Here is a 21,581-nt window from a genome sequence, read left to right as displayed (position 1 = left end):
GTCACTCCTCGGAGAGCCCGTGCTCCAGCACGTTCAGCGTGCGGTCCACGAGATCCTTGAACTCGTCCCTGTGGCCGTGTTCCGCCCAGTACAGGGATGTCTCCATGAGGGCGCCGATGAGGGCCATCGCGGAGACCCGTACCTCCAGGCTCTCCGGGTCCCGGCCGGTGCGCTCGGCGATGGCCTGGCAGAGCATGTCGCCGGTGACCGACATGCTCTCCATCATGCGGGAGCGCACGGCCGGGACCTGGACCATCAGATGGGTCCGGAGCCGGGAGATCTCCTCGTCCTCCTTCATGCCGTACGTGATCGCCTTCTGCAACACATACCGAAGGGTGTTCGCCCACGGTTCGTCGGTGGGCCGGGCCCGCAGTTCCTCCATGATGATCGGGTCGAACTCGTCCGTGAGGACGATGTCCTCCTTCGTCGGGAAGTAGCGGAAGACGGTCGACGGCGACACCTCGGCGCGTTCGGCGATCTGCTCGATCGTGGTCGCGTCGTAGCCCTGCTCCTTCACCAGTGCGTACGTCGCGGTGCGGATCGCCTCGCGGGTCTTGATCTTCTTGCGCTCGCGGAGGCCCAGTTGAGGGCGGTCGGCGGGGCTGAAGGGGGAGGGTGCGGCCGTCATGGTGTTCATTGTCCGGCATCCGCCAGGGCGACGGCCACGGCTGTGGCGGGGTCTTCCTCCTCCCGCTCCTGCACCGTGGGCGCGGCCGGAGTGTTCGGCAGGAACGCCGCCGCCAGCAGTGCGGTGACGAGGGCCGCGGCGCCGCACACCAGCAGGACCAGGCCCATGCCGTGGACGTACGCGCTGTTCGCGGAGGCGATCAGGTCCGCCGAGCCCGTCCGCTGACCGACGATGTGGGCCGCGACCACCGACTCCCCGGCGGTGTCGGCCGCCTTCGCGGGCAGGCCGGTCACGTCGAGGCGGTCCCGGAACGTGCTCGCGAGCAGGCTGCCGAGCAGGGCGATGCCGATCGCGGCGCCGACCTGGCGCATGGTCATGAGGAGCCCGGAGCCGCTGCCGGCCCGGTCGCGGGGCAGCGCGCCGAGGGAGCCGTCCATCGCGGGGACGATCGAGAAGCCGAAACCGAAGCCGGTGACGGACAGCCACAGCGCGGTGAAGCCGTAGCCGGAGTCGACTGTCGTACGGCTGCCGAGCACCGCGGCGAAGGCGAGGACCACCAGGCCCCCGGTGACCACGGCTCGGGAGCCGAACTTGACGACGAGCGGCTGCGCGGCGCGGGCCGCGATGATCAGGCCGCCCATCATGGGCAGCAGGCGGACGCCGGTGCCGAGCGCGTCGTTGCCGAGGACCGCCTGGAGGTACTGCGGCAGCACGAACAGCAGGCCGGACAGGACGAACATCACCAGGGTCGCGGCGATCGAGTTGAACAGGAAGCCGCGGTGTCGGAGCAGAGTCATGTCGAGCATGGGGCGTTCCATGCGCCGTTCGCGCAGCACCAAGGCGGCGATGAGGATCGTGGCGCCGATGAGCATGCCCACGATCAGCGGGTCGCCCCAACCGCGGCTGGGCGCCTCGATGATGGCGTAGATGAGGGAGCCGAGGCCGGCCGCGGTGAACGCGGTGGAGAGGGCGTCGACCCTGGGGGAGGCGGGGTCGCTGGTCTCGGGGAGCAGGAAGACGCAGGCGGCGATGCCGATCGCGGCCATCGGGATGTTGACCAGGAAGACCGAGCCCCACCAGAAGTGGTTGAGCAGCCAGCCGCCGATGATCGGGCCGAGCGGCAGTCCGAGCGAGGAGGCCGCGGAGATGATGCCGACGGCCTTGGTGCGCTCGTCGGGGCCGAAGAGCGAGGGCAGGACGGACATGGCGAGCGGGGTGACCAGGGCCCCGCCGACGCCCATCACCGCGCGGGCCGCGATGACCCAGTTGACGTCGCCCGCCAGGGAGCCGGCGACCGAGCCGGCGAGGAAGATGCCGAGCCCCGTGATCAGCATCCGGCGCCGTCCGAAGCGGTCGCCGAGGAGTCCGGCCGGGAGCATCAGGGCCGCGAAGACGATGACGTAGGAGTCCGCCATCCACTGCTGCTGGCCGGTGGTGGCGCCGAGGTCGCCGGCCATCGTGGGCAGGGCGACGTTGAGGATCGTCGTGTCGAAGCCGAGCGTGAGCATGCTCGCGACCAGGGCCGCGAGGGCCCACCAGCGGCGCGGGTCGCGTCGCACCTCTTGGGAGTGAGTGACAGTAGCCATGAAATGAGAGTAGCTGTCAAAAGGTGGTGCCTGTCAACGGGGATTGGCTGTCAGCACATGAAAAATGGCCACGGCTTGAGAGCCGTGGCCATGAAGAGGAGGTGTCCCCGGTGCTACCCGTGCTGGTACGCCACCAGGGAGATTCCCACGTAGTGCACGAGGAAGGCCGCGACCGTCAGGGAGTGGAAGACCTCGTGGAAACCGAACCAGCGCGGTGACGGGTTCGGCCGCTTTATGCCGTAGATCACGCCGCCCGCGCTGTAGAGCAGTCCGCCGACGATCACCAGGACCAGGACGGCGATGCCGCCCGTGCGCATGAAGTCCGGCAGGAAGAAGACGGCCGCCCAGCCCATCGCGATGTAGCAGGGGGTGTAGAGCCAGCGCGGGGCGCCGACCCAGAAGACCCGGAAGGCGATGCCGGCCAGTGCCGCGCCCCAGATGCTCCACAGCAGCCACTGACCCTTGGCGCCGGGGAGCAGCAGCATCGTCAGTGGTGTGTAGGTGCCCGCGATGATCAGGAAGATGTTGGCGTGGTCGAGTCTGCGCAGGATGCCGTCCATGCGCGGGCTCCAGTTGCCCCGGTGGTACAGCGCGCTGACCCCGAAGAGCAGGCAGGCCGTCAGGGCGAAGATCCCGCAGGCGATACGGCCCCGGGCCGAGTCGGCGAGAGCGGTGAGCACCAGGCCGGAGACGAGAACGGCCGGGAACATGCCGAGGTGCAGCCAGCCGCGCAGCTTCGGCTTCACATGGTCGGGGATTGAGAGCGCGGAGGGACCGTGGCCGGCGATCGGCGTGTCCGTGGGCGCGTCGGGGACGGACGCAGTCATGCGCGCAAGCGTACCTACGGAACCGTAAGTTACGTGTCAGTGCGGCGAGATGGGGGTCCAGAAGTGGCCACTCTCTCATGGCCGGCCGGCGTGCGGGTACCCGGGGTGAACCGACGGTGACGCACGGAAAACATCGCGATACGTGGCGATCCTCACGTCGCTCGTCTGTGAGGCCCTCTGGACATATGGGCGGGCGAGTCGGATGATCAAATGAGTGCGGTCGGCACCGGATGAGCGCCAAGATCGACCATCTGAAGCATCCGGGTCGCGGCCCCCACGGGGCAATAAGGACAAAATCCCTCACCATAGGAGCAATCGTGGCGCGCGACATCGCGGCTCCCCCCGTCATTCCCACCGAACACAAAGAACTGGTCTCGTGGGTGAACGAGATCGCAGAACTGACCCAGCCGGACAGCGTGGTCTGGTGTGACGGATCAGAAGCCGAGTACGAGCGGCTGAGCGAGGAGCTCGTCCGAAAGGGCACCTTCCAGAAGCTCGACCCGATCAAGCGCCCCAACTCCTACTACGCCGCCTCCGACCCGACCGATGTCGCCCGGGTCGAGGACAGGACGTTCATCTGCTCCGAGCAGGAGCAGGACGCGGGACCGACGAACCACTGGAAGGCTCCCGCCGAGATGCGGGAGATCTTCGCGGGAGAAAAGGGCATCTTCCGCGGCTCCATGAAGGGCCGGACGATGTACGTCGTCCCGTTCTGCATGGGCCCCCTCGGCTCGGACCTCTCCGCGATCGGCGTCGAGATCACCGACTCCGCCTACGTCGCCGTCTCCATGCGCACCATGACCCGCATGGGACAGCCCGTCCTCGACGAACTCGGTACCGACGGATTCTTCGTGCGTGCTGTGCACACGCTCGGAGCGCCGCTGGCCGAGGGCGAGCAGGACGTGCCGTGGCCGTGCAACTCCACCAAGTACATCTCGCACTTCCCCGAGAGCCGCGAGATCTGGTCCTACGGCTCCGGCTACGGCGGCAACGCGCTGCTCGGCAAGAAGTGCTACGCCCTGCGCATCGCCTCCGTGATGGCGCGGGACGAGGGCTGGCTCGCCGAGCACATGCTGATCCTCAAACTGACGCCCCCGCAGGGCGAGTCGAAGTACGTGGCCGCCGCCTTCCCGAGCGCCTGCGGCAAGACCAACCTCGCGATGCTGGAGCCCACCGTCTCCGGCTGGACCGTCGAGACGATCGGTGACGACATCGCCTGGATGCGGTTCGGCGAGGACGGCCGGCTCTACGCGATCAACCCCGAGGCCGGTTTCTTCGGCGTCGCGCCCGGCACCGGCGAGCACACCAACGCCAACGCGATGAAGACGCTGTGGGGCAACTCCGTCTTCACCAACGTGGCGTTGACCGACGACAACGACATCTGGTGGGAGGGCATGACGGAGGAGACTCCGGCCCACCTCACCGACTGGAAGGGCAACTCCTGGACACCGGAGTCCACTTCGCCCGCCGCGCACCCCAACGCCCGCTTCACCGTGCCCGCTTCGCAGTGCCCGATCATCGCGCCAGAGTGGGAGGACCCCAAGGGCGTGCCGATCTCGGCGATCCTCTTCGGCGGCCGGCGCGCCTCGGCCGTACCGCTGGTGACGGAGTCCTTCGACTGGAACCACGGTGTCTTCCTCGGCGCCAACGTGGCCTCCGAGAAGACCGCCGCCGCCGAGGGCAAGGTCGGCGAGCTGCGCCGCGACCCCTTCGCCATGCTGCCGTTCTGCGGCTACAACATGGGTGACTACATGGGCCACTGGATCGACGTGGCCAAGGGCAAGGACCAGGCGAAGCTCCCGAAGATCTACTACGTGAACTGGTTCCGCAAGAACGACGCGGGCAAGTTCGTGTGGCCGGGCTTCGGCGAGAACAGCCGTGTCCTGAAGTGGATCGTCGACCGCCTCGACGGCCGCGCCGAGGGCGTCGAGACCCCGATCGGCGTGCTGCCGGCCAAGGGCGCCCTCGACACCAAGGGCCTCGACCTGTCCGAGGCCGACCTCGACTTCCTGCTCACCGTCGACAAGGACGTGTGGCGCGAGGAGGCGGCCCTGGTCCCCGACCACCTCAACACCTTCGGCGACCACACCCCGAAGGAACTGTGGGACGAGTACCGCGCGCTGGTGCAGCGCCTGGGCTGAATTCCGCAGCGAAACCGTAGGGGCCCGCACAACGGCGTGCGGGCCCTTGCCCGTTGGCCGCCATTTCTCCCATCGCCTCTGCCCGGACCGGCATTTCGGGGGACACTCGGGACAACTCGCAACGAACCCGAACCCCGAAATGAGGTGAGCGGGGGTGCGCACTCCGGTCAGCGATCCGCTGAGCGTGGGGCCGTACCGGATCGCCGGGCGGCTCGGCTCCGGCGGCATGGGATGGGTGTATCTCGGCCGTTCCCCGGCCGGCCGCGAGGTGGCGGTGAAGGTCGTACGGCCCGAACTCGCCGCCGAGCAGGAGTTCCGCGAGCGCTTCGCCCGCGAGGTCGCCGCCGCGCGGCTGGTCAGCGGCGCCTACACGGCGGCCGTCGTCGACGCGGACACCGAGGCCGAACTCCCTTGGCTGGCCACGATGTACGTGCCGGGCCCCTCCCTCGCCGAGGCCGTCCGCACCGACGGACCGCTGCCCGAACCGCAGGTCCGCAGGCTCGGCGCGTTCCTCGTCGAGGCGCTGCAGGCGATCCACGCGGCCAGCCTGGTCCACCGCGACCTCAAACCGGCCAACGTGCTGCTCGCCTCCGACGGCCCCCGCGTCATCGACTTCGGCATCTCCCGCGTCGAGGGCGCCCCGAGCCTCACCCAGGCCGGAATCGTGGTCGGCACCCCGCCGTTCATGTCGCCGGAGCAGATGACGGCCGCGCCGCTCGGCCCGCCCACCGACGTGTTCTCCCTCGGCGGCGTCCTGGTGTACGCGCTGACCGGCCGCCCGCCGTTCGGCACGGGCGAGGCGGTGAGCCTGCGCGTGGTGCACCACGCACCCGACCTGGACGGCGTACCGGCGGGGCTACGGCCGCTGCTCGCGCGCTGTCTCGCCAAGCGGCCCGCGGACCGGCCCCGACTGGACGTCCTGCTGGGGGAGTTGCTGGCACCGCCGCGCACCGCGGTCTGGCCGCCGCCCGCCGTGGCCCGCACCATCGAGGTCCGCCGCAGTGAGCTGGCGGCCCGGCGCGGCGGCGGTACGAGTCTGCCGGTGCCGTCCTGTCTGCTGCTGCACGCGCAGGCCCTGCTGGACGCCGGCCTCACCGACGACATGGTCACGCGGGCGGTGGCGCGTGGCGACGCCTGACTCCTCCCTCCCGCCCGGCCGGGACTACGACATCGCCTCCTCCTGGCGGCAGTTGACGCACACCTGGGGCGCCCGCCGGAATTACCACGTCGAGAGCGATGTCGATTCCCTCTCCCTGCAATTCGATCTAGAGGAGTCGGGGCGCACCCTCACCGTGCGTTTCATGACCACGAAAAGACTTCTCGTCGCTTTTGTCACCGACGGTCATTCTCTGCGCAAGGATCAATTGGCGATCGCCGCCGCCGCGTCCAACGCGTGGAACACCGAACAGCTGAATCCCATGCTGTCGGTGTGGGACGTGCGCGGACCCGGACCCTGCCTCGCCGGAGTCTGCGACCTCCCGCTGACCTGCCGGATCTCGCAGGACGACTTCGATGTTCTGGCCAGTGATTGGGTGGAACGGGCGCGACAGATGTTCACCCGTTGCCATCAGGTTTTCCAGCTGTAGAAATGAATTGAGCATTCTCAGTCAACCCCTTTCGGCCACGGCCCTGTTGCCTCCACTATGGGCGCCAACGGGGGGTCGTCATGAGACGTACGTTGTGCACTGCCGTGCTGTTCGGCTTGTTGATCGCATGGATTCCCGCAGGACCGGCGGCCGCCGCCGGCGCGGACTGCGGCAAGAACTTCCCGACGCGCCTGGGCTGTTGGCAGGACGCGCTCGACGACGGCGCCGAGGTCACGGTCACGCTGCACAAGCCCCTGGCCGTCGACACCGGCGGCAGGGTCGATCAGACCAGCGCCCGCCGGGACCTCAAGAACCTTCGGGTCCAGGTACCGGCCGACGTCCGCACCGGCCAGGGCGGCACCGCGCTGCTCCTCCTCGCCGGCCACGCACGCGTCGACCGGGACGCCCGGATCGACCGGCTGGACAGCAGGACGCTGAATCAACTCGGCCCCTGCACAAGCGACTTGTGCACAGCACTCAAGGAGTCCTCGCTCACCGGCGGCCAACTGATCGACAAGAAGCTGGGCGTCACCGAACTCGGCGGGCACAGGTCCACGGACCGGACGCGCCTCCTGCTCTACGCCCTGACCGCCGTACTCCTCCTCCTGCTCCTCGGCCTCTTCCTCGCCGTCCGCCGCTCCCGCACCCCGGCCGTCGCGAGCGCCACGACGGTCCACTCCGAGGAGACCACCGCCGAGACCACCGCCAGACTCCGCCCCGTCCCGCCCGCCCCCGCACCGCCCCCGTCCCCCGGCCGCCGGGTCGGCCCCCGCACCGGCCCGTCCCGAACAGCCGTCGTCCGTACGGCACTTCACCCGCAGGGCTACGTCGAACTCGACCACGTCCTCTACCGCGCGGTGTGGGCCGAACCCGACCGCACCCCGCCCGAGCCCGGCGCGCAGGTCGAGGTCACCGACGCCCGCGAACCCGACTCCGACGTCCTGTACGCCTTCCCTCCCGCGGCCCGGCATCACGCCCGCGGCAGCTCGTGACCCCGTAGCACTCGTTCCGCCCGTACCGCTCGTGCCACCAGGAGATCCCCATGCACAGCGAATACCCGCCCACGCTCCCGGCGGAGTACGCCGACATCGAGTTCGAGAACAACGCGCAACGGCTGCCGCTGGTGCTGTGTCTGGACACGTCGAGTTCCATGGCGGGGGCGCCGATCCAGTCCCTCAACGACGCGCTCGCCGAGTGGACCCGTGAACTCCACGACGACGTCTCCCTCAGCTACAGCGTCGAGGTCGCCGTCATCACCTTCGGCGGCCGGGGCGTCGGCGCCTGGCGCGGACCCCAACTCCTCGACCCGCGCACCCCGATGAGCCCCTTCGTGCCCGCCCACGCCTTCCAGGCACCCCGCTTCACCGCCTCCGGCGTGACCCTGATGACCGAGGCCCTGGAACTGGCGATGCATGTCGTCGCGGCCCGCAAGGCGGAGCTGCGCGCCTCCGGACTCCAGTACTACCGCCCGCAGATCTGCCTGGTCACCGACGGCCTCCCCACCGACGGCACCGGCCACATGACCGACTCCTGGCACCGGCTGCTGCCCGTCCTCGCCGAGGAGCAACAGGCCCGCCGCTTCCGGCTCTACGCGATCGGCGTCGGCGGCATCACCGACCGCGGGGAACAGGTGCTCCAGGCGTTCGCGCCCAAGTTCAACGCCCGCATCCAGGGCTTCCCGTTCCGTGAACTGCTCCAGATGATGTCGGCGAGCGCCAACGCCGAGCAGAAGGGCGCGGGCGACGAGGTCTTCGAGAAGATCTTCAGCCAGTTCAAGACCCAGCGCCCGGCCTGGGAGAGCTGAGCGGTGGCCGCCTCGCCCTGGCGCATCCACGGCCTCAGCGTCGAGGGCTACCGCCACCGCCGCACCGGCACCCCCTGCCAGGACGCCTGCACCTATGTGACGTCCGCGCCGGTGACCGTGCTGGCCGTCGCGGACGGCGCGGGCAGCCGCCCGCACTCCGACCAAGGGGCCCTGCACGCCGTCGAGTTGGCGGCCGAACACTTCCGCCGCCGGGCCGCCGCCGCGTCCGGCTGCCCGCCCGGCACCGAGGTCCACGACCTGCTCGCCGACGCCTTCGACGACGTGGCGAAGATCTTCCTGGACACCTACGGCGCCGCCGCCCCCGACTACGCGACCACCCTCACCGTCGTCGTCCTCACCCCCGGCTGGCTCGGCCATCTCAGCGTCGGCGACGGCTTCGTCGTCGTACGCGCCGGAACCGAGGACGGACAACGGCAGTTCCACCTGCTCCCGCAGCCGCCCGCCGTCAGCGAGTACAGCAACGAGACCGTCTTCCTCACCTCACCCGACGCGCCCCGCCGACTGCGCACCGACTGCCTGGCGGACCCGCGCGTCGACGGCGTGCTGCTGTCCACCGACGGCCTCGCGCAGGCCGCCCTCTCCACCCCCGGCGGCGGCCCGCCGCAGCCCAACACCTCTTTCGTGGAAGCCGTGTTGCGCTCCCTGGACACACCGGGGCCGGTGACCGACAGCGCGAGCGAGAACATCGCCGCGCTGCTCCGCTCCGACCGGCTGACCAGTCTCAACGGCGACGACAAGACCCTGCTGCGGGCCGTGCGCGCGGTGACCCCGTGACCGGCCGCACCGTCCACCTGGACGGCAAGCAGGTCACCCTCGCCGAACTTCCCCTCAAGGGCGGCGGCCAGGCGGCCGTCTTCCCCGTCGAGGGCGACGACACGATCGTCGTCAAGCTCTACCGCGACCGCCCGGGACCGGACCTGGAGCGCCGCCTGACCCGCATGCTGACCATGTCCCCGCTCGCGGCCCGCCCCACCGACGCCAACCAGCCCCCCGAACTCGCCTGGCCCACCGCCATCGCCCGCGGCCCCGACGACACCTTCCTCGGCTACGCCATGCGCCGCTTCGGCGAGCCTCAACACGTCCAGCTGGTCGGCCTGTTCACCCGCGCCCAGCGCCTGCGCCTGTTCGGCGACCGCGCGGACTGGCGCTTCCTGCTCGGCGTCGCCTGGAACCTCGCCTTCATGACGGCCCGCATGCACTACGACGACCTCGTCATCGGCGACTTCTCGTCGAGCAACGTCGTCGTGGACGCCAACGGCTTCGTCACGTTCCTCGACTGCGACTCCATCGCCTTCACCGACCCGGTCACCGGCGAGCACTTCCCGTGCCTGATGCACACCACCGACTACTCCTCACCGGAACGCCAGTCGGGCGCGGCGGCCACCCCGGAGAGCGACAACTTCGCGCTGGCGGTGCTCATTTACCAACTCCTCACGGCCGGCAACCACCCCTTCGGCGGCGTCCCGCACGACAGCACCAGCGAGTCGACGGTCAAGGACAACATCGCCGCGAGCGTCTCCTACGTCGTCCGCCCCGAGGCGGTCGTCATCCCGCGCGGCACAGTGGACCCCTCAATCCTCCCGCCCGGCCTCCTCACCCTGGCCCACACGGCCTTCGGCCCGGGCGTCCACGCCCCCGCCGCCCGCCCCACCCCGGAGGTCTGGCTGCGCGCCCTCGACCAGGAACGCTCCCGCGTACGGGCCTGCCCGACCCGCCCCCTGCACACCTACGGCTCCCACCTCCCGACCTGCCCGTGGTGCACCCGCGCCGCGGTGACGGGACACGACGTGTTCAACCTCCCGGTACGACAGCCGGTTCCGGTACCTCCCCCGGCCGAACCGGCGGTCGGCCTCGGCCCGTTGAAGGTGCTGGGCGCCGTACTGCTCGCGCTCGTCCTGCTGATCGTGATCCTTCAACTGCTCTGAGAACGCCCCCGGTCCTCCAGATACCGCGTGTGCGACTCCTGCCGCCGCGCCTCCGCCTCACGCAGGTTCGCCGCGAGCCCCCGCGCCTCCTCCTGAAGCACCGTCAACTGCCGTTCCAGATGCCGTTCCGGCGGCTCGGTGCCCGGCGCCAGCCGCGTCCACCACCGCGTCCGTACGAACGTGTCGACGGCCTCCGGCACGTCCTGCCGGATCGCCCGCGACAGGATGTGCACGCCCTCCGGATCCTGCGCGAGGTCCTGGGTGATCCGCGGATCGAGCAGCCCGGCGAGGAGCTGGGTCAGCTCGGTGAGCCGGCCGGCGGCGGCGGGCGGCAGCTCGATCGCGGTGAGATAGCCACCCAGCTTCTCGAAGTCGTCGCGCAGTTCCGCCAGTTGGGCCGACGGATCCGGGAAGTCGGGCAGCGGCGGCCGTTCCGGCGGCGCGATCAGCGCACCCGCGACGTACAGCCCCACGACCACGACCGGCCAGTACGGCCCCGCCACCCCCACGAACGTCAGCACCAGCCCGAGCAGCCCGCACGCGCTGCCGGTGAGGTTCTTGCGGGACTCCACGTAGCCGAGGAACTTACTGGTAGCCACGGATCTCCTCGAAGGCGCCGTCCAGCGAGCCCTGCTGGGCGTCGAAGAGACGGCCGCCGGTCAGGTCGGCGATGTGCTGCAACTCCGCCTTGTCCGAGTCGCCGAAGAGGATGGGGAAGACGGGGATCTCCCGCTGGGCGGAGGGCAGTTGACGGTAGAACCCGTCGAACTCCTTCGCCTTCGCGCCGGTCGTGTTCTCGCCGTCCGTCATCAGCACGATCGACGTGAACGTGTCGCCGCCGGTGCCGAGATGCTCGTAGGCCTTCTCCAGCGAGGTGTAGATCGCGGTGTTCCCTTCGGCGCTGAGCGCCTTGGTGTCCGCGCGGATCGCGTCGAGCCCGGCCTTCGGGTCACCCGGACTCACCACATGCGTCCGCACGCTCTTCACGCCCGACCCGAACGGCATCAGTGTGACCTCCTCGCGCTGCCGGAAGTCGCCGGTCAGATCGGTGAGGGCCTTCTTCAGCCGGGACAGCCGGTCGCCCGCCATCGACCCCGAGGTGTCCAGGACGTACACGGTCCGCGAGGGCCGGCGCAGCTTGTTCTCGTACGAGTCGAGCAGCCCGTCGGCGACGGACCGGCTCCCGGGAAACGGGAGTTCACGCCGTCGGCCGGTGTCCAGGCCGGACGCGGGCGGTACGGAGGCGACGACCGGGCGGCGGTGCGTGCGGGTGGTGATCAGCCTCTGCACGGCGTCCGTGCGCAGGTCCGTCGTCACCCGGCGGACGTTGTCGCGGGTCGTCGCGTCCGTCGAGGCGAGGGAGGTCAGCGGGTAGTCGGCGGTGACGACCCCGTCGCTCGGACGGATCACGGTCAGACCCGGGATGCCCTTGAGGACGGACTCGTAGTTGAGCAACGCGTCGACGTTCCCCCGGCGTTGATACGCCTCCGCGAGCCAGCCCGACGAACCCGACGTCAGCTTCTGCCCCTGGAAGAACTCCTTCAGCCGGGGAGTCGCCTTCGTGACGTCCGCGTCGGTGAGCGCCGACTGGGCGCCGGAGAGCGCGGAGGCGACCGAGACGAGCGTGGAGAACCCGGAGTTGGAACGGGCCGGGTCGGTCATGCCGTAGGTCAACCTGCCGTCCTGGACGGCCTGTTCGATCTCCGACCAGGTGACCTTGTCCGGCTGCCAGCCCAGTGAGGTGACGGTGGCCGTCTTCACCCCGATCGCGACCGGGCTCGACATGATCGACGTCTCCGAGACGACCTTCTTCGCCGCGTCGGGCCGCAGCCGCAGATAGTCGTTCGACGACAGCCACAGCGCGTCGTACTGCCCGTCGACCTCGCCCTTCGCCAGCAGGTCCACCGCGTCCAGGGTGCCCATGTAGGTGGGGCGGATGGTGATGCCGGTGTCCTTGCGGACCTGGTCGAACACCGGGGTCATGTCGCTGAGTTCGCTGGAGGCGAGGACGCGGAGGGTGCCGGGTCGGGGTGCGTTGTCGGTCTCGGTCTTCGTGTCCGGCGTCGACGTGCAGGCGGTCAGCAGCGCGGCCGTGCCGAGCGCGAGGGCGATCAGGCGTCTCATCCGAGCCCACCCTCCAGCGCGCTCTGCGACCGGCTCCGCTCCAAGTAGCCGCTGGCGTTCTGGAGTTCGGAGGTCAGGGACTCCACGGTCGCGGCCATCACCTCGGTCGCCCGGACCTTGTAGGTGTCGATCGCGTCGAGGGTGCGGTAGATCTGCTGGAAGGCGGTGCGCAATGTCTCCGCGCCCACCGCCGGGTCGGCCGCGATGCGCTGGATCTCGCCGCTCTGCGTGGCGAGCATCTCGGCGTTGCCCCGGATGAGGTCCTCGGTCGTGCCGCGCAGGGCGTTGACCTGGTCGACGACCTTGCGCTGGTTTTCGAGGGCGGAGGCGAGCATGACCGAGATCCGGAGGGCCGAGACGGTCGTGGTCGCCGCCCGGTCCACGCCCTTGATGAGTTCGTCGTTGTTGCGCCGTACGACGTCCATCGCCAAGTAGCCCTGCGCGCAGACCGCGAGCTGGGTCAGCAGGTCCTGGTGCTTCTGCCGGACCGGGAAGAGGACGTCCGCGCGGAGTGTGTCCGCCTGGCTCGGGTCGCTGGACTCGACACCGGCGATGTGCTGCTCGACGGCCGAGTCGAGGGCCTGTGTCAGAACCACGTACTCCTGGAGCTTGCCCATGGTCTCCCAGAGCCGGACCCGCTCGGTCTGCAACGAGGCGTTGTCGCGCCGGAGTTCGTCCTGCCCGCCCCGCAGCGAGCCCACGATCTTGTTCAACGTGCCCTGCGCGGAGGCGTACTTGGCGACATGGTCGCGCAGCTTGTTGCCGCCGGGCAGCCGGGACAGGAACTTCCGCCCCTTCGACGCCGACAGGTCACGCGGGTCCAAGTCCTCGACCACGCGCCGGAGTTCGACGAGCGAGCCCGCCACCTGCGACTGGGCGTCCCCGCCCTTCGAGGGCAGACTCCGCACGGTCCGCTCCAGCATCCGGTTGGACTGCGCGGTCGCGCTGCGCATCTCCCCGGCGCCGAGCGCGGTGATCTCGCCGACCTTGCCCGCGAACTCGGGAGAGCGGGCGTCCAGTGCGGCGAGCCCCTCCACATAGGCGGAGGCCTTGCGCTCCATGTCCGTACGGACGGAGTCGTCGACGGGCACGAGCCCGCCGGCCTTCTCTCTCGGCACGGGCTTCACGGCCTCCGGCGGAGTGAGAGTGAAGACGTCGTCACCGCTGAGCGTGTGCTCACTGCTGTTCTGGCTGGTGTTGAAACTGCTGCTCATGTGGTTCCCCCGGTCAGCCGCGCGCCCGGCGCGCCATGTCGTGCAGCACCGTGGAGGTGGGCACGGGCGCCTGCCGGACACCGGTCAGCGTCTGGTTGAGATAGCTGGAGTGGGCGGCGGTGGCCGCGACGAACTCGGCGGTGTCACCCTGCGGCCGGAACCCGTACCGCACGGCGAGCTTCCGCAACGTCGGGTCGGAGCTGAGGAGTTCACCCAGCGCCCGGCCCTCGGGAGTGAGCGGTACGACGGTGTGGTCGCTGTTGGCCGTGGTGTCCGGGTAGAGGACGACGAGGTCACCGACCGGCTCCTTGCCGAGGAGCAGCGAGGCCACCTGCGACTCGTACACCAGGACCAGTGGATTGCCGGCGCCACTGATGAAGTCCCTGAACGGCCCGTCCGAGCTGGACTGTTGGGCGCCCTGCACGCTGATCAGCTTGCGCATCAGGGGCGCGGTGCGACCGACATCGGCGCTACTGGCCGCCACCCGCCCGCCGTCGGCGACGTAGGAGGCGGCGGCGAGATAGAGAGCACCCGAGTTGGAGGTCTCCGGATCGGTGGTCGCGATGTAGAGGGTGCCGGTCAACTCCCCGTGCTTTTCGGCCCCCTTGAGCTGCTGCCAGGTCCGGTCGCCCTTGGCCGCGTCCAGATAGGCGGCCATTTTCAACGTGCCGCGGTCCTGGACCTTGTCCAGCGTGGCGAGCCCGTTGGCCGCGAGGACCTGGGCGGCGCCGCGATGGGCCACGACGACGAGCGGCGAGTAGAAGGGCCGCGGCAGGGGCTGTTGCACCTTGTACTTGGCGGCGAGCGCGTCGGCCGGCGCCTGGCTGGAGGGGAAGGCGAAGTCGTACCCCTTGAGGTCGCGCCCCTCCATGGCCCAGGACCCGGAGGTCTCCGTCTTCACGGTGAAGCCCTTGGCGGCGAGGGCCTTCACCACATCGGGATCGGCGAAGAAGTCCGCCTTCTCCGAACCGATCACTCCACGCACGGTCTTCGTTGCCGTGCCCTTGTCCCCGTTGTCCCGGCCCGCTACGACGGCTGCCACCACTCCGCCGATCAGCAACACCGCGAGGACGATTCCTGCGATACGTCTCACGAGGGGCAGCGTGCTCGCGGAACCCAACATTCCCCGAGGAAAGGGATGAACGGAGGGTGTCGGACGGGTCCCGGATCAACACGGCCACATGGCAACGCCCTGCTTTTAGGGGCGCGGGGAACTGCGCGACCAGCCACAACGGACGCGCACCCGCAAGCGCACAGAACCCCTACGGCGACTAGGCGACCACAGTCACCGCATGCGCATCCATCCGCTCGGCCGAAAGAATCGCCGCAGCCGTATCAGCCCGGGACGCCGCAACAACCAACGCCCGCCCGGCAAGAGCGTGCGCCCGCTGATGCAGGTCATCCAAACGGGACGTAGGAGAGGCCGCCGCCACTCGGACCGGTGAGGCACTCCCGCGCAACCGCGTCAACTGCCCGGCAAGCCGCTCGGCGGCAACATCCAGCTCGGCCGAAGGCGCCAGCGCCCGCAGCTCATCGGTCACCGCAAGCAGTGCAGCGAGGTGCCCCGCCAGCTGAATGTCCAGTTCCTCCTCGCGCGACCGATGCGGAAAGTCGGCGGAGGGGCGGGCCACCGTGCTGTGGACCGACTTCGTGCGGATCGGTTCGTACATGGCATGGTCTCCTGTGCTCAGACAGGAAACCATCCTAGCTTAGATTGCGTCTAAAGTTGTGCTGGCCGAAAAATTGGCCGGAAGATTCCAGGTCCAGGAGGTTTACGGCTGGCTGTACCCGTCCAGGAAGTTCCCGATCCGCGTCACCGCGTCCCGCAGATCCCCGACCGTCGGCAGCGTCACGACCCGGAAGTGGTCGGGCTCGGACCAGTTGAAGCCGGTGCCCTGGACGACCATGATCTTCTCGCGGCGCAGCAGGTCGAGCACCATCTGCCGGTCGTCCTTGACCTTGAAGACCTGCGGATCGAGCCGCGGGAACAGATACAGCGCCCCCTTCGGCTTCACGCAGGTCACACCCGGGATCTGGGTCAACAGGTCGTAGGCGACGTCCCGTTGCTCCTTCAGCCGCCCGCCCGGAAGCACCAGGTCGTTGATGGTCTGCCGTCCGCTGAGCGCGGCGACGACCCCGTGCTGGCCGGGCATGTTGGCGCAGAGCCGCATGTTGGCCAGGATCGTCAGACCCTCGATGTACGACTCGGCGTGTGCGCGCGGCCCGGAGATCGACATCCAGCCGACGCGGTAACCGGCGACCCGGTACGCCTTCGACATCCCGTTGAACGTGAGCGTCAGCAGGTCCGGGGCGATCTTCGCGGTCGCGGTGTGGGTGGCGCCGTCGTAGAGGATCTTGTCGTAGATCTCGTCGGAGCAGACGAGGAGGTTGTGGCGGCGGGCGATGTCGGTCAGCCCGCGCAGCATCTCCTCGTCGTAGACGGCGCCTGTCGGGTTGTTCGGGTTGATGATGACGAGCGCCTTGGTGCGGTCGGTGACCTTGCGCTCGACGTCGGCGAGGTCGGGCATCCAGTCGGACTGCTCGTCGCAGCGGTAGTGGACGGCGGTCCCGCCGGAGAGCGAGACGGCGGCGGTCCACAGCGGGTAGTCGGGGGACGGTACGAGAACCTCGTCGCCGTCGTCGAGGAGCCCCTGCATCGCCATGACGATCAGCTCGGAGACGCCGTTGCCGATGAAGACGTGCTCGACGTCCGTCTCGATGCCGAGGGTCTGGTTGTGCATGACGACCGCGCGGCGGGCGGCCAGTAGGCCCTTCGCGTCGCCGTACCCGTGTGCCGACGACACGTTCCGGAGGATGTCCTCCAGGATCTCGGGCGGGCACTCGAACCCGAAGGCCGCCGGGTTGCCCGTGTTCAGCTTCAGGATGCGGTGGCCGGCCGCCTCCAGACGCATCGCCTCTTCGAGAACCGGGCCCCGGATCTCGTAACAGACGTTGGAGAGCTTGGTCGACTGGATCACCTGCATGTCGGTGAGCTTACGGCCCGGTAACGCGGTGCGGGCCGTGTTTTCCACCACGTGAGACGCATCGGTTTGGACTGTTATCGCCGGTAGCTGTCTCCGGTGCGGGTCCTGTCTCTACACTCTGCCGCCATGTCCAGCCCGCTCCACGACGAGAACGGCGCGTTCGGCGAGTCCGACGCTCCGCCGAACGTGTACCTCCCGCACGTCGACGCGGCGGTTCCGTCGTACGACGGGTACCGCGATCCGGCGGCCGCCCACGGCTGGCAGAACGCGTACGACGAGACCCGCGAGCTGCCGCCGGTACGGGGCGACGGCATCGCGGGTGCGGGCGTGGGCGTGGGCCGGGCCGAGCTGCGGAGGCGGGGGGCCCGGCGGTCGCGCCGGGGCGTGGTCGCGGTCGGCGCCCTGGGGGCCGTGTCCGTCGCCGCGCTCGTCGTCGGCTTCGCCGTCTCCGGTACCTCCTCCGACGGATCGCCGGACAAGGGGGACCGGGCGAGTGCCACGGCGGGTTCGACGGCCGGTACGTCGACGGTGGGGGAGTCCGCCACCGGTTCGCCCGGGGGGTCCGTGACCGGTGCGCCCGCCGCCGGTTCGTCGGTGTCCGCGCGGCCCTCGGCCTCCGTCGCGGCCACCCCCACGACCGCGGGGTCCACGACCACCGCTCCGGCCGCCACTTCGGCCGCGCCCTCCGCGACCGGCACCACGGCCACCCCCTCGCACGGCAACGCCGGTCACGGCCGGGGAGCAACCAAGCACCCCAAGTGAGTCATCTACCAAGCCGCGTCGCCGAGTTGGGCGCGCGGCTGTGACCTGCGGCCGGAAACAGTTCCTTGCCTCTCGTGCATCCGCCCCATCACAATGCACATGACAAGACAAGAAGTGACCGGAAGATCTCCGGTCGCTCACGTCTCCAGAGGGGACCCCCACATGAAGAAGCCTCTCCTTGCCGCACTCTCGGGCCTGGCCATCGCCGGGGCGGGCGTGGTACCCGCCGTCGCCGCACCGCAGGCGGCGCCGAAGGCCGCCGCCGTGACCGTCGACTTCGCCGGCACCGTCTCGCTCAGCAACTGCTCGGGCTCGGTCATCCGCTTCCCGAACTCGACCGACACCTCCCCGGCGCTCGTGCTCACCAACGGCCACTGCCTGGAGACCGGCTTCCCGGCGGCCGGCCAGGTCATCACCGGCCAGTCCTCCACCCGTACCTTCGGGCTGCTGAACTCGGCCGGCACCAAGGTCGCCACGCTCCGCGCCAACCAGGTCGTCTACTCGACGATGACCGACACGGACGTGACGATCTACCGCACCACCACCACGTACGCGGCGATCAAGAGCGCGTACGGCATCAGCCCGCTCACCGTGAGCGCCACGCACCCGACCGCCGGCACTGCCATCAAGGTCGTCTCCGGCTACTGGAAGACGATCTACAGCTGCAGCATCGACGGGTTCGTGTACCGGCTGAAGGAGGGCTCCTGGACCTGGAAGGACTCGGTCCGCTACACCTCCGCCTGCAACACGATCGGCGGGACGTCCGGCTCCCCGGTCATCGACACCAGCACCGGCCAGGTCGTCGCCGTCAACAACACGGGCAACGAGGACGGGGAGACCTGCACCGTCGACAACCCGTGCGAGGTCGACGAGAACGGCGCGGTGACGGTTCGCGAGGGCATCAACTACGCCGAGGAGACGTACAACATCCCGGCGTGCTTCACCTCGGCGAATGTGCTCGCCCTCAGCAACACCGGCTGCACGCTGCCCAAGCCGTAGCGCTCCGCTGGGTGCGCCGTTTTCGTCTGCGGGCGCGTTGTGGCTGGGCGCGCCCACGCGGCGGAGCCGCACATGTCACAGCCCCGCGCCCCTAAAGACAAAGGCAGGGCGTTTACGAGGTTCGGCGTACTGATCTGCCCGCCAGTTCGTTCGTTCGGCGGCCGTCTTCGATCACGAAGCGGCCGTCGATCAGGACGTGGGGGATGCCGGTCGGCAGTCGGCGCGGTTCCTCGAACGTCGAACCCGCCGCCACCGTCTCCGGGTCGAACAGGACCAGGTCCGCCTTGTAGCCCTCCTTGACCAGACCCCGGTCGGGCAGGCGCAGGCGGGCCGCCGGGCGGGATGTCAGATGGGCCACGCACTCCTCCAGGGACAGCACGCCCAACTCCCTTGTGTACCGGCCCAGATACCGCGGGAACGTGCCGTAGGCCCGTGGATGCGGCTTCGCGCCCTGGAGGATGCCGTCCGAGCCGCCCGTGTGGACGCGGTGCCGCATGATCTGGCGGACGTTCTCCTCGTGGCCGACGTGCTGGAGGATCGACGGGGCGAGCCGGTCGGTCAGGAGGAGATGGCGGGCCGTGGCCCAGCCGTCGAGGCGGCGGCCGACGTACTCCGCCAGCGCGGGGTCCGTGACCCCCGAGATCTCGATCGTGTCCCACTCCATCGGCACCCCGTGGCAGCCGTCCGAGCCGATCACCTCAAGGTGGTGGCGGATACGGTCGGACGTGGCGTCGTCCGCGAGCCGCTTCAGGATCTCCTCCGGACCGCCCTCGCTCGCCCAACTCGGCAGCATCGCCACGAGAGTTGTGCAGCCGGGGGTGTAGGGGTAGGTGTCGAGGCTGATGTCCGCGCCGGTGGCCAGGGCCTCGTCCAGGAGGGTCAGCAGCTCCGGTGCCCGGCCCTCGTTCACGCCGAAGTTCATGGTGGCGTGGGCGAGATGGAGGGAGCAGTCGGCCTCCCTCGTCAGCTCCACCATCTCCGCGTAGGCCTCCAGCGCGCCCGCGCCGTACGAGCGGTGGTGCGGGCAGTAGTAGCCGTCGTACGACGCCACCACCCGGCAGAGTTCGGTGAGTTCGGCGTCCTTGGCGTACATGCCGGGCGTGTAGGTGAGCCCGGACGACATGCCGACCGCGCCCTGTTCCATGCCCTCGGCGACCAACTGCCGCATCCGGTCCAGCTCTTGGGGCGTCGCCTCCCGGTTCTCCCAGCCGACCGCGAGCATCCGGACCGTGCCCTGCGGGATCAAGTAGGCCGCGTTGACCGCGATTCCACGATCCAGGCGGTCCAAGTACTCGCCCACCGACCGCCAGTCGAAGTCGATGTCGTCGCCGTAGCCGTTCCACCCGGTGATCGCCCGGCGCACCTCCGCGAGGGTGCGGTCGTCGACGGGGGCGTACGACAGCCCGTCCTGGCCGATGACTTCGAGGGTCACCCCCTGCGCGGCCTTGGCGCTGTGGTCCGGGTCGCGGAGGAGGGCGAGGTCGCTGTGGGCGTGCATGTCGATGAAGCCGGGGGAGAGGACCAGCCCCTCCGCGTCCAACTCCCGCCGCGCCTTGGGGCGTTGACAGCCCGCCGCCGATGCCTCCCGCACGATCGAGACGATCCGGCCGCCGTCCACGACCACATCGGCGCGGTACGAGGGCCCACCGCTGCCGTCGACGACGTCCGCGTCCCGGATGACGAGCTGCTCCACGACTCCTCCTAGAAGAACGTACGGATGTAGTCGACGACCGTCCCGTCCGCCTCCGCCACCGGGATCAACTGCCACTTGTCGAAGGACGTGCAGGGGTGGGACAGGCCCATCCCGATCCAGTCGCCCACCTCCAGATCCGCCTCGGGCGTCGTCCGCAGCCACGCGTGCTGGTCGGACAGGCCGGTGATCTCGACGCCGGTCGCCGGGCGCTCGATGCCGTCCCGGCGGACGACCTGGGCGAAGGGCAGGTCGAGGTCGTAGGCCGCGTCCCGCTTGCCCGCGTTGGCGAAGGCCTGCTCGGGGGAGGGGCGGGAGACGATCTGCGCCCAGAGCCGGAACGCGGGCTCCAGGGCACCCTCTTCGGGGACGCGCGTGAAGGGCGTCAGCTTGCGGTAGTGGCCGTCGTCGTGCGAGACGTAGGCGCCCGAGCGCAGCAACTTCAGCGCGGGGAGCGAGAGTTCGGGCAGCTCGGCGAAGACGTCGGCCACCGCGTCGAACCAGGCGCTGCCGCCCGCGCTGACCACGATCTCGTCGACTCCCTGAAAACGCCCGCCCTTGTCGAACTCCAGGGCCAGCGCGGTCAGTCGGCGCAGCCACGCGTGCACCCGCTCCGGGTCCGCCCGCGGCACCTCGCCCTCGTACCCGGCCACCCCGACCAGCCGCAGTGTCTCCACGGCGCCCACCGCGTCCGCGACCGCCGCGCACTCCGCCTCCGTGCGGGCGCCGGTGCGGGCGCCCTCGCCGGCGGCCAGTTCGACGACCACGTCCAGCGGGCGGGCGGCGCCGCGCAGGGCCGCGTCCATCAACTCGACCCCGCGCACGGAGTCGACGTAGCAGACGAAACGGAAGTCGCTGTCTGCGTCCAGCTCCGACGAGATCCACTTCAGGGCCGTCGCGTCGACGAGTTCGTTCGCCAGGAAGATCCGGTCGATCCCGAACTCCCTTGCCACCCGCACCTGGTGGGGGACCGCGAGGGTGATGCCCCAGGCGCCGTGGGCGAGTTGGCGGTGGAAGAGCTGGGGGGCCATCGAGGTCTTGCCGTGCGGGGCGAAGGCGAGGCCGTGGCGGGTCGCGTAGGTCTCCATGAGGCGGAGGTTGTGGTCCAGGCGCTCGGCGGAGAGGGCGAGGACGGGGGTGGTGAAGCCGCCGGTGAAGAGGTTGCGGCGCTGGGCCGCCAGCTCGGCGAGCGTCAGGCCGTCCGCGTCCGGGGGGAGGCCCTTGAAACGGTGGTCGACGCGTTCCCCGGCGAGCCGGGCGAGCGCTTCGGTACCGGTGTCGCGGACCATG

General features: G+C 69.8%; 20 protein-coding genes. 9 read left to right on the top strand and 11 right to left on the bottom strand.

The features are described from left to right. Nucleotide 1 precedes the first annotated feature (1 nt). The 3 genes from ACIBJH_RS02050 to ACIBJH_RS02040 form a co-directional block, all read right to left on the bottom strand. Nucleotides 2-637 carry a TetR/AcrR family transcriptional regulator gene (locus tag ACIBJH_RS02050; protein WP_399114923.1) on the bottom strand — a complete coding sequence of 212 codons (636 nt, stop codon included), beginning with the start codon at nt 635-637 and terminating at the stop codon, nt 2-4. Then, on the bottom strand, nt 634-2,214 hold the full coding sequence (locus tag ACIBJH_RS02045) for a DHA2 family efflux MFS transporter permease subunit (RefSeq protein ID WP_399114922.1): 1,581 nt from the start codon (nt 2,212-2,214) through the stop codon (nt 634-636). The genes ACIBJH_RS02050 and ACIBJH_RS02045 overlap by 4 nt, the downstream gene beginning before the upstream one ends. A gap of 113 nt (nt 2,215-2,327) precedes the next feature. Then, entirely contained in the window at nt 2,328-3,041 is a 714-nt protein-coding gene (locus tag ACIBJH_RS02040) for a hemolysin III family protein (protein WP_399114921.1), read from the bottom strand. 317 nt (nt 3,042-3,358) lie between these two features. Here ACIBJH_RS02040 and ACIBJH_RS02035 point away from each other — a divergent pair, with 317 nt between their 5' ends. From ACIBJH_RS02035 to ACIBJH_RS02005, 7 genes are all read left to right on the top strand, one after another. After that, on the top strand, nt 3,359-5,182 hold the full coding sequence (locus ACIBJH_RS02035; RefSeq protein ID WP_399114920.1) for a phosphoenolpyruvate carboxykinase (GTP): 1,824 nt from the start codon (nt 3,359-3,361) through the stop codon (nt 5,180-5,182). 154 nt (nt 5,183-5,336) lie between these two features. Then, nucleotides 5,337-6,320 carry a serine/threonine-protein kinase gene (locus tag ACIBJH_RS02030; protein ID WP_399114919.1) on the top strand — a complete coding sequence of 328 codons (984 nt, stop codon included), beginning with the start codon at nt 5,337-5,339 and terminating at the stop codon, nt 6,318-6,320. Beyond that, complete coding sequence (locus tag ACIBJH_RS02025) at nt 6,307-6,768, top strand: hypothetical protein (protein ID WP_200712195.1); 462 nt, start codon at nt 6,307-6,309, stop codon at nt 6,766-6,768. Before ACIBJH_RS02030 ends, ACIBJH_RS02025 begins: the two co-directional genes overlap by 14 nt. An 80-nt stretch (nt 6,769-6,848) precedes the next feature. Then, nucleotides 6,849-7,760 (top strand): hypothetical protein, encoded by a 912-nt coding sequence (locus ACIBJH_RS02020; RefSeq protein WP_399114918.1) that lies wholly within the window; start codon nt 6,849-6,851, stop codon nt 7,758-7,760. Between the two features lie 50 nt (nt 7,761-7,810). After that, nucleotides 7,811-8,572 carry a VWA domain-containing protein gene (locus ACIBJH_RS02015; RefSeq protein ID WP_355903431.1) on the top strand — a complete coding sequence of 254 codons (762 nt, stop codon included), beginning with the start codon at nt 7,811-7,813 and terminating at the stop codon, nt 8,570-8,572. Between the two features lie 3 nt (nt 8,573-8,575). Continuing rightward, nucleotides 8,576-9,367 (top strand): PP2C family serine/threonine-protein phosphatase, encoded by a 792-nt coding sequence (locus ACIBJH_RS02010; RefSeq protein ID WP_399114917.1) that lies wholly within the window; start codon nt 8,576-8,578, stop codon nt 9,365-9,367. Beyond that, nucleotides 9,364-10,518 carry a hypothetical protein gene (locus ACIBJH_RS02005; protein WP_399114916.1) on the top strand — a complete coding sequence of 385 codons (1,155 nt, stop codon included), beginning with the start codon at nt 9,364-9,366 and terminating at the stop codon, nt 10,516-10,518. The genes ACIBJH_RS02010 and ACIBJH_RS02005 overlap by 4 nt, the downstream gene beginning before the upstream one ends. On the opposite strand, the gene ACIBJH_RS02000 is transcribed toward ACIBJH_RS02005, so the two are convergent. The 6 genes from ACIBJH_RS02000 to ACIBJH_RS01975 form a co-directional block, all read right to left on the bottom strand. Then, complete coding sequence (locus tag ACIBJH_RS02000) at nt 10,506-11,117, bottom strand: hypothetical protein (protein WP_399114915.1); 612 nt, start codon at nt 11,115-11,117, stop codon at nt 10,506-10,508. The two genes, ACIBJH_RS02005 and ACIBJH_RS02000, sit on opposite strands and share 13 nt — an antisense overlap. Further along, the gene (locus tag ACIBJH_RS01995) at nt 11,104-12,642 is read right to left on the bottom strand and encodes a substrate-binding domain-containing protein (protein ID WP_399114914.1); all 1,539 of its coding nucleotides are present in this window, start codon (nt 12,640-12,642) and stop codon (nt 11,104-11,106) included. Before ACIBJH_RS01995 ends, ACIBJH_RS02000 begins: the two co-directional genes overlap by 14 nt. Continuing rightward, nucleotides 12,639-13,856: a toxic anion resistance protein gene (locus tag ACIBJH_RS01990; protein ID WP_399114913.1), complete on the bottom strand. Its 1,218-nt coding sequence runs from the start codon at nt 13,854-13,856 to the stop codon at nt 12,639-12,641. Before ACIBJH_RS01990 ends, ACIBJH_RS01995 begins: the two co-directional genes overlap by 4 nt. 13 nt (nt 13,857-13,869) lie before the next feature. After that, entirely contained in the window at nt 13,870-14,949 is a 1,080-nt protein-coding gene (locus ACIBJH_RS01985) for a substrate-binding domain-containing protein (protein ID WP_399114912.1), read from the bottom strand. Between the two features lie 178 nt (nt 14,950-15,127). Then, nucleotides 15,128-15,526: a hypothetical protein gene (locus ACIBJH_RS01980; RefSeq protein WP_399114911.1), complete on the bottom strand. Its 399-nt coding sequence runs from the start codon at nt 15,524-15,526 to the stop codon at nt 15,128-15,130. 102 nt (nt 15,527-15,628) lie between these two features. Then, a complete protein-coding gene (locus tag ACIBJH_RS01975; protein ID WP_399114910.1) occupies nt 15,629-16,840 on the bottom strand; it encodes a pyridoxal phosphate-dependent aminotransferase in 1,212 nt (403 codons plus the stop codon). A gap of 126 nt (nt 16,841-16,966) precedes the next feature. On the opposite strand from ACIBJH_RS01975, the gene ACIBJH_RS01970 reads away from it, so the two are divergent. Together ACIBJH_RS01970 and ACIBJH_RS01965 are read left to right on the top strand one after the other, a co-directional pair. Next, a complete protein-coding gene (locus ACIBJH_RS01970) occupies nt 16,967-17,602 on the top strand; it encodes a hypothetical protein (RefSeq protein WP_399114909.1) in 636 nt (211 codons plus the stop codon). Nucleotides 17,603-17,764: 162 nt separating this feature from the next. Next, on the top strand, nt 17,765-18,601 hold the full coding sequence (locus ACIBJH_RS01965) for a trypsin-like serine peptidase (RefSeq protein ID WP_399114908.1): 837 nt from the start codon (nt 17,765-17,767) through the stop codon (nt 18,599-18,601). A 112-nt stretch (nt 18,602-18,713) separates the two neighbouring features. Here ACIBJH_RS01965 and ACIBJH_RS01960 read toward each other — a convergent pair whose 3' ends face one another. Together ACIBJH_RS01960 and ACIBJH_RS01955 are read right to left on the bottom strand one after the other, a co-directional pair. Next, entirely contained in the window at nt 18,714-20,294 is a 1,581-nt protein-coding gene (locus tag ACIBJH_RS01960; protein ID WP_399114907.1) for an amidohydrolase family protein, read from the bottom strand. An 8-nt stretch (nt 20,295-20,302) separates the two neighbouring features. Beyond that, complete coding sequence (locus tag ACIBJH_RS01955; protein WP_399114906.1) at nt 20,303-21,580, bottom strand: amino acid deaminase; 1,278 nt, start codon at nt 21,578-21,580, stop codon at nt 20,303-20,305. Nucleotide 21,581: the final 1 nt, after the last annotated feature.

It is taken from the genome of Streptomyces sp. NPDC050548, from assembly GCF_044457385.1.
In the GTDB taxonomy this organism is placed as follows: Bacteria; Actinomycetota; Actinomycetes; order Streptomycetales; family Streptomycetaceae; genus Streptomyces.
The sequence above is the reverse complement of the archived record's forward strand: the minus strand, read 5'-3'. Positions and strand labels throughout refer to the sequence as shown.